The following is a 12232-nucleotide window of genomic DNA, read 5'->3' on the forward strand; positions in this document are numbered from 1 at the left end:
GAGGGCCCGCGGCTCACGGCGCCTCCGCCCAGGGATCCGCGAAGCGCGGGTCCTGCAAGAAAGCTTCGTCCGTCAGGGTCTTCAAGAAGGCGATCACGTCTGCTTTCTCCTCTGCTGTGAGATCGAACCCTCTGATGAGCTCGCTCTTGAACCTGTTCTCGCTCCCCACACCGGCGTTGGGCCCGGACTCGATGGTGCGCCCTCCCGCCGCGTAATGGTCGAGCACCTCCTCGAGCGTCTCGATGCTGCCGTCGTGCATGTAAGGCGCCGTGACCGCGATGTTGCGCAGCGTGGGCGCGCGGAACCGGCCCATGTCCGCCTCCTTGCCCGAGATCTCGTACACCCCGGCGTTGCCCTCCGGGTAAGCCCCGCTCCCGCCGATGTTGTAGAGGCCCGTGTTGTGGAACATCACCTCCGTGAACGTGGTCCCGTCGTGCTGCACCGAGTCTGACAGGTTGAAGCCGCCATGGCAGTGGAAGCACTCCAGCTTCTCGGAGAAGAAGAGATCCAGGCCGCGCAGCGCCGCCTCCGACATCCCCGAAGGGTCGCCGTCGTAGCGGTACCGATCGTAGGGCGAGCGGTACGAGAGCAGCGACCGCTCGAACGCCGCGATCGCCCTGGTGATGTTGTCGAGGCGGATGGGCTCGCCGTCGCCCGGGAAGGCCTCGGGGAAGAGGTCGCGGTACAGCGGCTCGTCCTGGAGCCGCTCGATCATCTCGTCTTCCCTGCCCGCCAGCCCGAGCTCGACCGGCGTCTCGCCGAACATCGGGGAGAGCGCCTGCTCCTCGAGCGTGTCGAGGAGCGGATTCCCCCAGGTCAACGTCGTGAGGTACGCGACGTTGGCCAGGCTCATCGAGCCGCGCGTGTGCATCTGGCCGGTCGACCCCTTGGCGCACGCGAGGCCGTCAGAGAACGCGAGCTCCTGGAGATGGCACGAGCCGCAGGAGTACGTGCCGTTGCCCGACAGGCGCGTGTCGTAGAAGAGCCGCCTCCCGAGCTCGACCTTGACCGCCGACATCGGGTTGCCCTGCGGCACCTTCGGCACCGGGAACCCCGGCGGCAGCCCCCAGTCGTAGACGGCCGCGTCCCCTCCCCCCGCGCCGCCCGCGCCGCCTGCGCCGCCACCCTGACCGCCGTCGCCCTCCCCTGTCGACACGCCCGGGTCCGGCTCGACCCCGCCGCCGCAGCCAGAGGAGAGGGCCGCGAGCGCGGCAAGGACAGAGGAGGTCGCGAAGCAACGTAGGGCGATCACCAGACCAGACATCGGCATGGCTCCTACTCTACCCTGAAGAACGCCTGATGCTCGGGGCGAGGCGAGCCATCGGTGATATCGATACCGAGCCGAGTGAACACCAGTGCACATTCGGGATTTGTCGGTTCTGACATGCAGCCATCGCTCCCCGCCACGTCGCTGTCCAGCACGAGCGCTGCATAGTCGACGAGCACCTTCGTCGTGAGCGGATCGACCCCCTCGAGGACGACCTCGGCGATGTTGGGGCGATCGCACGTCACCTTGCCGTCCGCGCCGTCGATGCAGCCGGTGCTGCCGACATGCACGATGAAGGCGCCCTGGTCCGCCTCGACGGCGCTGTCGATGCGCAGGAACTTGTAACCGTTGGTCCAGTTCCACCACAGCCCCGACAGATTGAGCGGCGAGGGCGCCACCGACGCGTCGCCGTGGTTGAGCTCGGACGGGACGCCCAGCTTGAACGACAGGCCGTCGTACTCCCCGGCCGGGACCGATCCGCGCACCGTCGCGTTCGTCTCCTGCGTGCCGTTGGCGCAGCTGCCCGTCTTGTCCTCGAAATCGAGCAGCGCGACGTCCTGGAACTGCCATAGCCCGTCCTGCTCGAGCGCGACGGGCACCGCCTCGCCGTCTGCACGGTGCAGGCGTACATCGTGGATGTACAGGCGGAAGTCGTTGAGCTTCACCTCCGTCGCCGAGGTGCCGACAGCGTAGGACTCCTCGCAGGAGAACACGTCATCACCGACGCGGCCCTCGAACTTCAGCTCCACAGGAATCGTACCGTCGGCGCCTGCCCCGCCGCCCCCTGCGGCGTCGCCTCCCGCTCCGCCGCTCCCGCCGGCGTTGCCCGCCCCGCCGCTCCCACCGGCGCCGCCAGAGCCCGTCGAGGTCGATGTGGCATCGACAGGATTCACACCGTTCTCGCCGCCGCACGCCATCACCGAGAGCCCCGCCCCGACGAGCGGGAACAGGAGCCTTGTTGCACGAATACCGGATTTCATGAGAGCCCTCCTGGGGAACGACGCGCGCCACGATAGGCCGCGTCGCAACCAAGCTGAATGCGACATGTTGTCGCGATCGCTATCGCTATCGCGATCCGCTCCAGCGCGCGAGTCGGGTCGACGTCACAAAAGAGCCGTCGACCGCCCCGGCGCCGCGGCCGGCAGCCAGGAAGCAACCGGGAGCGCCGCGGACGCCGCGGACGCCGCGGACGCCGCGCGGGCGCGGGCGGGAACGTTGCGCGGGCGCGGGCGGGAACGTTGCGCGACCGCGGGCGGGAACGTTGCGCGGGCGCGCCAGCGCCGCGGGCGAACGCGCCTCCAGTTCGTAGCACGAATTCAAAAATTCGTGCTACGGTCCCGCCCGGCTGGATGATCTTCTCCTTGCGCGCGGCGCTCCTGCCGCTCCTTATCACCACCGCCGCCGTGCCGGCGCGCGCCGGCGACGCCGACGCGGCGGCGACCGCCGCGTCTCCCGGGATGGCGGCGCCGGAGGGCGGCGACGACCCCGGCGCGACTCCCGGGGCCTCGGCGGCGGCGCCGGAGGGCGGCGGTGACCCTGGCGCGGCCGACGTCGGCGCGCCCCTCGCGGTGGTCGTGCAGGGCGCGCCGGCGCCGCGCAGCGCCTCGGAGACGGTGCGGGAGCGGGCGGAGGTGAGGGCCGCGCCGCACCGGACCGCGAGCGACGTGCTGCAGCTCGTGCCGGGCCTGTTCGCCGCCCAGCACAGCGGTGAGGGCAAGGCGCACCAGATCTTCTTCCGCGGCTTCGATGCCGTCCACGGGCAGGACCTCGAGCTCTGGGTCGCGGGCGCGCCGGTGAACGATGTCTCCAACGTCCACGGGCAGGGCTACGCCGACCTCCATTTCATCATGCCCGAGGTGATCCGCGAGCTCCGCGCCCAGCCCGGGTCGTACGACCCCCGCCAGGGAGACTTCGCCGTCGCCGGCACCGTGCGCTTCGAGCTCGGCTACGACGAGCCGGGGATCACCGTCTCCGCCGGCGCCGGCTCGGCGGGCGCGCGCCGGCTCTTCCTCGCCTACCACCCCGAGCAGGCCGACGAGGCCACGTTCGCGGCGTTCGAGGCGTACGCGACCGACGGCTTCGGCCCCGCCCGCGCCGCCAGCCGGACCTCGCTCGTCGCCCAGGGCGTCTACCCGCTGGCCGCGGGGGTCAGCGCGCGCGTGATGGCGTCGGCGTTCGCCGCGCGCTTCGCCTCCGCCGGCGTCCTGCGCCTCGACGACCTCGAGGCGGGCAAGGTCGACCGGCTCGCCTCCTACGACCCGGACCAGGGCGGCGACTCGTCGCGCGCGCAGCTCGTCGTCGATCTGCGCGCCGCCGGCGCTGCCCCCGGCGAGGGCCTGTCGCTCGCGCCGTTCGTCGTGCTGCGCGCGCTCCGGCTGCGCTCGAACTTCACCGGCTACCTGGAGGATCCGACCTCCGGCGACGCCACGCAGCAGCTCAACGAGGCGGTCACGGTGGGCGCGACGGCATCGTACCGGCTCAGGTTCCCGCTGCTCTCGGAGCGCGACACCTTCGAGGCGGGCGTCGTCGCGCGCAGCGACTGGATCGAGCAGTCGCAGCGGCGCCTCGCGGCCGTCGACGACCGGCCGACCGCCACGCTCGTCGACGGCCGGGTGCGCGCGACCGACATCGCCGGCTACCTCGACGCGTCGATCCGGCCGGCGCGGCGGCTCGAGGTGCGCGGCGGGCTGCGCGCCGACGGGCTCGCGTACCAGGTCCTCGACGGCGCCGGCGAGGGCGCGGCGGCGCGCGGCGCGCAGGGCGTCCACGTGGGCGGCAAGGGCACGGTCGACGCGGCGCTGCTCCCCGGGCTGCACGCGCTCGCCAGCGTGGGCCAGGGGTTCCGCTCGCCCCAGGCGCGCAGCCTCGGCGACGGCGAGCGGGCGCCGTTCACGCGCGTGCTCTCCGCCGAGGCAGGGCTCCGCTACGCCGACGAGCGCGTGAGGGCGTCGGCGGCGCTGTTCCACACGCGCCTCAGCGACGACCTCGTCTTCGACGAGGCGACCGGCCGCAACGAGCCCGTGCCCGCCACGGCCCGCACCGGGGTGGCCCTCGACGCCGTCGCGCACCCCGCGCCGTGGCTCGTGTCGAGCGTCGGCCTGACCTACACCCGGGCCGCCTTCACCGCCTCCGGGGGCCGCTACGCGGCGGGCGACCTCCTGCCGTTCGTGCCGCAGGTCGTCGCGCGCGCCGACCTCGCGGTGACGCCGCGCCTCGGCGCGCTCTTCGGCCGGCGCCTCGAGGCCCGCGCCGGCGCCGGCGTGACGCTGCTCCACCGCCGCCCCCTGCCCTACGGGGAGGTCGGCCACGACGCGCTCCTCACGGACGTGACGGCGCACCTCCGCTACCACCGCGTCGAGCTCGGGCTCGACGTCTACAACCTCCTCGACGCGGCCTGGTTCGACGGCGAGTTCGTCTACCCGTCGAGCTTCACCCGGGGCGCCGCGCCCGATCTCCTGCCCGCGCGGCACGTGACGGTCGGCGCCCCGCGCAGCGTCTTCGCGTCGCTCTCGCTCTACATCGGCTGAGGTCCATCGATGACATCCACCGCAACACAAGGCAGATCACCGCGGCGCGCCGCGCCCGGCGCGGCCGGGCTCCTCGCGCTCACCGCGGGCGCGCTCACCGCGGGCACGCTCGCCGCCGGGTGCGGCGCCGGCGACGGCGACACGACGACCGGCAAGCGCCTCACGCTCGCGACGCAGGTCGCCCCGGACGCCGCCTCGGTCGAGCCGTTCACGAACGCGCTCGGGTGGACCGTCACGCTCTCGAAGGCGCACCTCTCGATCGGGCCGCTCCACTACTTCGAGGGCGCCCCGGTCACGGCGCGGCGCGCGCCGCCGGGCCGCGCCCCCTCGCTGCTCGAGCAGCTCGCCCGGTGGGCGGTGCCCGAGGCGCACGCCCACCCCGGCCACTACCAGGCCGGCGAGGCGCGGGGCCTGATGGCGGAGCCCACCTCGATCGACCTGCTGCGAGGGACGACGGCGCTCGCGGAAGCGGATGCGGTGAGCGGCGTCGTGCGGTCCGCGCGGTTCACGTTCGGCGCGCCGCCCGCGGGCCCGTTCGCCGCGGAGCTCGACGGGCACGTGGTCGCCGTCGAGGGTCGCGCCGAGAAGGGCGACCTCGCGCGGGTGTTCCGCGCGCGCGCCCTGGCCGCGGACGTCCGCAGCGACGCGACCGGCCAGCCGGCGGTGGAGGGGTGCGTCTTCGAGGAGGTCTTCCTCGACGGGCCCGGCGTCGTCACGCTCGTGGTGAAGCCCGCGGTATGGCTCGATCAGGTCGACTTCAAGGAGGTGGCCGAGGGCGAGGGCGGCGCGCCGGTCGATCTCGAGCCGGAGAGCCAGGCGCTGCGCGGCTTCACGCGCGGGCTGAAGAAGGGGACCGCCTACGCGCTCTCGTTCGCGCCAGGCCCCCCGGCGGAGCTGGAGGAGAAAGACCGATGAGGTACAGCGGAGGACAGGGCGCGGCGGCGCGGGCGCTCGCGGTGGCGGCGCTCGCGGCGGGGGCGCTCGCCGGCTGCGGCGATGAAGGGGCGTCGGGGACCGGGAGCGTGGCGTTCTCGACGTGGGGAGAGGACTACATCGAGCAGGAGATCCCGGCCGCCGATCTCGCGGACGGCTGGAGCATCCAGTACGAGAAGTTCCTGTTCGTCCTCCGGAACGTGACCGTCGCCGACCGCGAGGGGAACGTCGGGGCGCGCATGCAGGGCTCGATCCTGTTCGATCACACGAAGGCCGGCGCGAAGCCGGTGGTGACGTTCGACGGCCTCGAGGCGAGGCCCTGGGAGCGCGTCTCCTACGAGATCGGCCCCATCGACGCGGACGCCGCGCTCGAAGGAGCGACAGAGGACGACAAGGCGCTCATGCTGGACGCGGGCGCGTCGGTGCACATCGAGGCGATCGCGCGCAAGGGCGACGGCGGCGGCGAGAAGCGCCTCGACTGGACCTTCTCGCTCGCGACGCGCTACGCCGACTGCAAGGGCGACAGGGCCGGCAAGGAGACCGACGGCGTCCTCGTCACGAACGGCGGCACGGACACGGTGGAGCTCACGATCCACGGCGACCACTTCTTCTACGACGACCTCCAGGCCGCGACCGCGGCGCGCCGCTTCGCGCCCATCGCGGCCGCGGACGCCGACGACGACGGCGCCGTCACCCTGGAGGAGCTCGCCGCGGTGCGCCTCGTCGCGATCGAGGAGGGCACGTACGGGACGGGCAGCGCGGGGAACGTCGACGACCTCGGCGCGTTCGTCGCGGCCCTCTCGCGCACGATCGGGCACTTCCGCGGCGAGGGCGAGTGCGTCTCCGTCGACCCGTGACCGGCGCCGCCGCCCGGTCGCCCGGCGCGCTCACTCGATCGCGACCGTGGTCGGGACCTCCTGGAGCTCGGTCCCGTCGAACGCCGGCACCCGCGTGCTGCCGAGCATCATCTGCACGCAGAGCCCGGACTGGGTCATCGCGACCTGCGGATCGATCCCGACGCGCTGCACGGCGCCCGCGGGGTTGAAGAACACCCGCGCCGCCACCGCCTTCGGCCCCGCCTTGCCCTTGCAGTGGATCCGCGCGGTCGACCCCTTCTGCTGCAGCGCCGCGTGCGCCGCGGCGTGATCGAACGGCCGCGCCGCGGCCGACTGCGGCGTCGTCGCCGCCGGCTGCGACGTCGTCGCGGGCGCGTCGGCGTCGCGCGAGGGGCGCGGCGCCTTGGGCAAGAGCAGCGGCATCGGGTTGTGCGGGGGGGCGGGCGCCTTTTCCTTCTCGCTCGCCGGCGCCGTCGCGCGCGCGTCGCCGCCCGCGCTGGCGAGCGTGGGGTGCGCCGGCGCGGGCAGGCGCTGCGCCAGGCGGACCTCGCGCGACGCGCCGCCGGCGTGGTACGCGATCGCCGCCAACGTGGCGCCGCCGAGCAGGCAGAAAGCGAGGAGCAGCGGCCCCCACGGGGACGGCTTGCGGGGGCCCTCCGCCGGCGCGCTGCTCGCCAGGAGCGGCGCGCTCGCCGGCGGGACCGACGCGCCCGGCCGCGCGCCAGAAGAAGGAGAAGACCGCGCGGCGACCGGCTCCGCCGCGAGCGACCCGCGCCCGCGCGCGCCGCCCGTCGCCGAGGGCGGGCGCTGCGTGTCGAGGGACACCTCGGTCGGTCCGCTCAGCGAGAGCGGCGACCCCGCGCCGGTGGCCGCGGCCCCGGGCGGCGTCACCGAGATCGGGGCGCGCAGGGCGCGCGGGTCGGCGAAGAGCGCAGGCCCGAGCGCGTCGAAGGCCTCCTGCGCCGTCGGGAAGCGGTGCGACGGCTCGCGCGCGACGCAGCGCGCGAACCAGGCGTCGAACGGGTGCACGATACAGCCGGCGCGCCCGAGCGCCGTCGCGCGCACCGACGCCGGGTCGAGCGGCTCGATGAGGATCTCGCGGAGCAGCACGGGCATCGCGGTGCCCATCGGGTCGTTCGCGGCGCGCCAGTACATCCGCCCCGTGAGCATCGCGAACGCGATGAGCCCGAGCGCCCACACGTCGGTCGCCGGCGAGATCTGCCCGCGCGCCTCCGTCTGCTCGGGCGCCATCCAGAGGGGCGTGCCGAGCGACGCTGTCGCCATCGTGTTCGCCTCCGCGGCGACCCTGGCGATGCCGAAGTCGAGGACCTTGACCGACCACGGCGCGGTCGCGCTGCTCTTCTTCGCGAGGAAGATGTTCTGCGGCTTCATGTCCCGGTGGACCACGCCCGCCCGGTGGGCGGCGCCGAGCGCGTGGCAGAGCTGCCGGAAGATCTCGTGCATATCCTGCGGCGAGAACAGCCCGCAGCGCCGCATCCGCAGCGAGAGGTCCTCCCCGTCGAGCAGCTCCATCGCGAGCCACGGCACGCCGCTCGCCGCGTCGACGCCGGCGCCGATCACCTGCACGACATGATCGCTCTCGACGAGCGCGCCGACGCGCGCCTCCTGCTCGAAGCGCTCGCGCAGCCGGGTGTCGGCGCAGAGCTGAGGGTGCATCAGCTTGAGGGCCCGCAGCTTGCCGGTGCTCGCCTGCTCGGCGACGTACACGGCGCCCATGCCCCCGGCGCTGAGAGGCCGTACGATCCGGAACTCCCCGAAGAGCATCCCGGCCGCCGGCTGGAACGGCGCGATCATGGCGGCCGATGCTATCACGCTCGCCGTCGCGGGGTGTTCGCCCTCTTCAGCGCCGCCGCCGCGCGCCGCTACGGGTGCGCGGCGGCGCGCGGCGGGAGCGACGCGAGGAGGCGCTCGATCCCGATCCGTCCAACGACGAGCGCGCCCGTCGCCGCGGCGCGCAGCGCGTCCGGCGCCGCCTGCGCCCTGCCGGCGAAGTGGCGCATGCCGAAGCGCAGGAACGACGGCTCGTCGAGGAGGTAGCGCTCCACACGCTCGCGCGGCGCGCCGTAGAAGGCGCGCATCACCCGGCGCCGGAAGCGGATGTCGAGCCCCAGCAGCGATCGCTCGACCCGCCGGCCCCAGTCGTCGAAGCGGAGGTCGCCGGCCTCGAGCTTCTCGGCGAGGTACTCGCCCGCGAGCGCGCCGTACGCGATCGCCTGGGCGATCCCCTCCCCGAGCATCGGATCGATGCCCGCGGCCTCGCCGACGAGCAGCGCCGCGGGCCGGGCGATCGCGGTCGTGCGGTCGAGGCCGCGCTCGGCGAAGCGCTTCCGCTGGTAACGGTCCGGGTCGAGCCCGAGCGCCGCGAGCCTGCTGCGGAGGACGCGCTCGGCGTCGGGCGCGGGCCCCGCGCCGCGCCCGGCGCCGAGCGCGCCCTCGTGCAGCACGTACGCGCCCCGGCAGACGAGCTCCCGCCCGTCCACGACCGTGGGGAAGTCCCAGAGGTAGCCGGGGAACGAGCGATCCCGCATCTCGAAGTGCAGCAGGTCGCGCGCGCGATCGCCCGCGACGGGCTCGGTGTCGACCTCGACGGCCTGCGCGCGCAGCCTGCCGAACGGCAGCCCCAGCGCGCGGCGAACGACGCTGCCGACGCCGTCCGCGCCCACGACGACGCGGCCGGCGAACGTCCCGGCCGAGCTCTCGACGAGGGCGCCGCGCGGGCTCGCCGACGCGGCGGTGACCCGCGCCCCCTCGACGATCCGGACGCCCCGCGCCCGCGCGGCGAGCGCGAGCGCGCGGTCGAACTCGAGGCGCCGGACGACCCGGCCGATGCTCCCCTCGCGGAGCGCGATCTCGCCGACCTGGAACGCCGCGCTGACGCCGTTCACCGGGACCGAGGGCACGTCGACCCGCACCCCGATCGCGGACAGCGCCCTGTCCGCCCGCTCACCGAGCCCGCCCGCGCAGCACTTGTCCCTGGGGTAGCGCTCCTTCTCGAGCACCACGATCCTGTCGGCGAGGGCCGGGCGATGGTGGGCGAGGAAGATCGCCGTGCTCATGCCCGCCGGCCCGCCGCCGACGATCACGACTTCGTTCGCCGACATGCGGCGCCGCTCTAGCACGGCGCCCCCCTCGGCGGGCGCGCGGGATGCTCGGCGCCCCGCGCCGGCGCCGGCGTCGCGCGCCGCGCGCTGACGGCTCAGCGCCGGTCGTGCGACCGGCGGCTCAGCGCCGCTCGTACGAGGCGACGATCGTGCGGTACGGGAAGAGGTACGCGCCCTTGCCTGCCATGTCCGGGTGGGTCCCGACCAGATCGCGGACCTCGTTCAGGACCGAGTACCGCTCGTGGAGGGGGAGCACGGAGATGTAGCTGATCGAGGCGACCCGCTCGAGGAGCCCGTCGAGGTCGAGCTCCTGCACGTGGGTGAACTCGTGCTCGCCGAGCGGCGCGAAGAGGCGGCTGTCGACGAACGGCCGGCGCCACGCGCCGATCCGGTGGACCGGGGCATCCCGGCCGTGGCGGTCGAGGATGTGAGAGATGCGGGCGACCCAGTCGACGCGCTCGTCCCGCAGGTTGAAGAGCAGGGCGAGGCGCCGCCTCGGCCTGAGCACGCGGTGGATCTCGGCGAGCGCGAGATCGCCGTGGAACCAGTGGAACGACTGCGCGGCGACCGCGGCGTCGACCGACGCGTCGGGCAGGGGGATGGCCTCGGCGACCCCGTCGAGCAGGGCGGCGGCCGGGACCATCTGCCCCAGCTTGCGGCGCATCCCCTCCACCGGCTCGAGCGCGAGGAGCCGGGCGCCCGTCGGCTCCAGGAGGCGCGTGAGCTTGCCGGTCCCCGCGCCGAGATCGAGCACCGTGCTCGCGGCGTCGATGCGCAGCGTGTCGAGCAGCAGCTCGATCGCGGCGCGCGGATAGTCGGGGCGCCCTTTCTCGTAGGCATCTGCTGCAGTCGCGTACCCCTGCGCAGCGAGGCGATGGAGAGTCATAGGCTGCATCCGCTCCGCGAGAGGGGATCCCATGCAGCGCCGGAGGGACCACCCGCCCCGACTGCCCCCCTCGGAGGCAGAGGCTACGCAACCGAGACGCCCGTTGGAATCGGGTTATCCCTCAAAATGCGCATCACGTTCCCTCGCAGCATCTTGCCGATCACACGCTCGCTCAGGCCCGCTTGAAGCAGCGCATCCGTCAGGAGCGGAAGGTGCGCGGCGTCGCGCAGCTGGCGCGTGGGAATGATGAAGCCGTCCCAATCGGATCCGAGCGCGGGGGTGTCCTCGCCTGCAACGTTGATGATGTGGAGCAGGTGCTTGACCACGGGCGCGAGCCCGTCGCCGCCGAGGTAGAGCGGACAGAAGATGATCCCGGCGCACCCGCCGCGGTCGGCGACGGCGCGGAGCTGGTCGTCATCGATGTTGCGCCAGTGCGCGAACGCGCCGGCGACGCCGGTGTGGCTGACCATCGGCGGCCGGCGCGCGAGGGCGCAGGCCTCGAGGAAGCCTGCCCGGTTGATGTGCGCGAGGTCGACGATGACGCCGAGGTCCTCGGCGCGGCGCACGACCTCGCGGCCGAAGGGGGTGAGGCCCTCCCCGTCCTTGCGGCCGCTGCCGTAGGCGGGGAAGCACGCCTCGTTGGCGGTGAAGTGGCAGAGCCCGAGGTAGCGCACGCCGCGGCGGGCGAAGCGGTCGAGCGTCTCGAGCTCGCCCTCGAGCGCGTGCGCCCCCTCGATCCCGAGCAGCGCCGCGACGGCGCCGCGGGCCCTCGCGGCCTCGACGTCCTCGGCGGTGAGCGCCTTGACGAGGCGCCCGGGCTGCGCGCCTGCGGCCTGCTCCAGGAGGTCGATCTGCTCGTGGACGACGGCGGCGAGGCCGCGCCGCTGTCCGATCGGCAGCGAGACGAGGCCGAAGAACTGCGCGCCGACGCCGCCCTCGGCGAGCCGCGGGACATCGACGTGCCCGCCGAGGGCCGCGAAGGGCAGCGGAGGCTCGTGGCGCTCGTGCAGATCGTAGCCGACCCAGCGCGACCACATGAGGCTGTCGGCGTGGAGATCGATGGCGGGGAACTGCTCGTGCAGGGCGCGAGCTTCGGGGCTTCCGTGCATGAAGGGAGGTTAGTCGAGCCGGGGGCGGTCGGCCGGCGCGCTGCCTCGCCGCGCGCGCGGGACGCTCAGGGGCTCGACAGCTTGAGGCCGAGGATGGCCACGACGAGCAGCCCGAGGAAGCCGAGGCGCGCGGGCGTGGCCGGCTCGCCGAACAGGAAGATGCCCGCGATCGCCGCCCCCGACGCGCCGATGCCGACCCAGACGGCGTAGGCCGTGCCGATCGGCAGGGTGCGCGAGGCGGACTCGAGCAGGTACAGGCTCGCGACGATCGCCGCGATGGTGAACACGGTGGGCAGCGGACGGGTGAACCCCTCCGTGTACTTGAGCCCGATCGCCCAGCAGACCTCGAGCAGGCCTGCCAGGAGCAACGTCAGCCAGGACAAGACGACTCTCCTCGTGATGTGGCTGCGTCGTCTTGTCCTGACCGGGTACGGCGCGTCTCGTCCGGGGCGGCCCTCGCGTCGCGGAGGCGCCGCGGGGAACCTAGCAGGGGAGGTGATCTGTGCAAAGGGCGAGCCGGCGCGGCGCCGGCCGGGCGGTCGCTGCTGCTTC

10 protein-coding genes and 1 riboswitch are annotated in these 12232 nt (G+C 74.0%); of the genes, 3 read left to right on the forward strand and 7 right to left on the reverse strand.

Going from position 1 to position 12232, the window contains the following annotated elements; translation table 11 throughout:
* Nucleotides 1-13: 13 nt before the first annotated feature.
* Nucleotides 14-1270: an MbnH family di-heme enzyme gene (locus tag WME89_RS36870; protein WP_438004302.1), complete on the reverse strand. Its 1257-nt coding sequence runs from the start codon at nt 1268-1270 to the stop codon at nt 14-16.
* A gap of 5 nt (nt 1271-1275) precedes the next feature.
* Entirely contained in the window at nt 1276-2247 is a 972-nt protein-coding gene (locus WME89_RS36875; RefSeq protein ID WP_438004303.1) for an MbnP family copper-binding protein, read from the reverse strand.
* A 369-nt stretch (nt 2248-2616) separates the two neighbouring features.
* On the opposite strand from WME89_RS36875, the gene WME89_RS36880 reads away from it, so the two are divergent.
* The 3 genes from WME89_RS36880 to WME89_RS36890 are packed head-to-tail and all read left to right on the forward strand — an operon-like array spanning nt 2617 to nt 6584.
* Complete coding sequence (locus WME89_RS36880) at nt 2617-4794, forward strand: TonB-dependent receptor (RefSeq protein ID WP_438004304.1); 2178 nt, start codon at nt 2617-2619, stop codon at nt 4792-4794.
* Between the two features lie 9 nt (nt 4795-4803).
* Entirely contained in the window at nt 4804-5709 is a 906-nt protein-coding gene (locus WME89_RS36885; protein WP_438004305.1) for a hypothetical protein, read from the forward strand.
* The gene (locus tag WME89_RS36890; RefSeq protein ID WP_438004306.1) at nt 5706-6584 is read left to right on the forward strand and encodes a hypothetical protein; all 879 of its coding nucleotides are present in this window, start codon (nt 5706-5708) and stop codon (nt 6582-6584) included. Before WME89_RS36885 ends, WME89_RS36890 begins: the two co-directional genes overlap by 4 nt.
* Nucleotides 6585-6614: 30 nt before the next feature.
* On the opposite strand, the gene WME89_RS36895 is transcribed toward WME89_RS36890, so the two are convergent.
* From WME89_RS36895 to sugE, 5 genes are all read right to left on the reverse strand, one after another.
* Nucleotides 6615-8378: a serine/threonine protein kinase gene (locus WME89_RS36895; protein ID WP_438004307.1), complete on the reverse strand. Its 1764-nt coding sequence runs from the start codon at nt 8376-8378 to the stop codon at nt 6615-6617.
* A 68-nt stretch (nt 8379-8446) separates the two neighbouring features.
* The gene (locus tag WME89_RS36900) at nt 8447-9685 is read right to left on the reverse strand and encodes an NAD(P)/FAD-dependent oxidoreductase (protein WP_438004308.1); all 1239 of its coding nucleotides are present in this window, start codon (nt 9683-9685) and stop codon (nt 8447-8449) included.
* 121 nt (nt 9686-9806) lie between these two features.
* Nucleotides 9807-10571, reverse strand: coding sequence for a class I SAM-dependent methyltransferase (locus tag WME89_RS36905; protein ID WP_438004309.1), 765 nt, complete (start codon nt 10569-10571; stop codon nt 9807-9809).
* Between the two features lie 83 nt (nt 10572-10654).
* Nucleotides 10655-11680: a dipeptidase gene (locus WME89_RS36910; protein WP_437660377.1), complete on the reverse strand. Its 1026-nt coding sequence runs from the start codon at nt 11678-11680 to the stop codon at nt 10655-10657.
* A gap of 65 nt (nt 11681-11745) precedes the next feature.
* Nucleotides 11746-12063, reverse strand: coding sequence for a quaternary ammonium compound efflux SMR transporter SugE (gene sugE / locus WME89_RS36915; RefSeq protein ID WP_437660375.1), 318 nt, complete (start codon nt 12061-12063; stop codon nt 11746-11748).
* Between the two features lie 21 nt (nt 12064-12084).
* Nucleotides 12085-12145, reverse strand: a riboswitch (guanidine-III (ykkC-III) riboswitch).
* Nucleotides 12146-12232 lie beyond the last annotated feature (87 nt).

The organism is Sorangium sp. So ce321, from assembly GCF_051530195.1.
Lineage (GTDB): Bacteria > Myxococcota_A > Polyangia > Polyangiales > Polyangiaceae > Sorangium.

Bases quoted from the DNA above. Each gene is read 5' to 3' on its own strand.
- WME89_RS36875 (WP_438004303.1), bottom strand. From the start codon at position 2,247: ATGAAATCCGGTATTCGTGCAACAAGGCTCCTGTTCCCGCTCGTCGGG.
- WME89_RS36885 (WP_438004305.1), top strand. From the start codon at position 4,804: ATGACATCCACCGCAACACAAGGCAGATCACCGCGGCGCGCCGCGCCC.
- WME89_RS36900 (WP_438004308.1), bottom strand. From the start codon at position 9,685: ATGTCGGCGAACGAAGTCGTGATCGTCGGCGGCGGGCCGGCGGGCATG.
- WME89_RS36905 (WP_438004309.1), bottom strand. From the start codon at position 10,571: ATGACTCTCCATCGCCTCGCTGCGCAGGGGTACGCGACTGCAGCAGAT.
- WME89_RS36870 (WP_438004302.1), bottom strand. From the start codon at position 1,270: ATGCCGATGTCTGGTCTGGTGATCGCCCTACGTTGCTTCGCGACCTCC.
- WME89_RS36895 (WP_438004307.1), bottom strand. From the start codon at position 8,378: ATGATCGCGCCGTTCCAGCCGGCGGCCGGGATGCTCTTCGGGGAGTTC.
- WME89_RS36910 (WP_437660377.1), bottom strand. From the start codon at position 11,680: ATGCACGGAAGCCCCGAAGCTCGCGCCCTGCACGAGCAGTTCCCCGCC.
- WME89_RS36890 (WP_438004306.1), top strand. From the start codon at position 5,706: ATGAGGTACAGCGGAGGACAGGGCGCGGCGGCGCGGGCGCTCGCGGTG.
- WME89_RS36880 (WP_438004304.1), top strand. From the start codon at position 2,617: ATGATCTTCTCCTTGCGCGCGGCGCTCCTGCCGCTCCTTATCACCACC.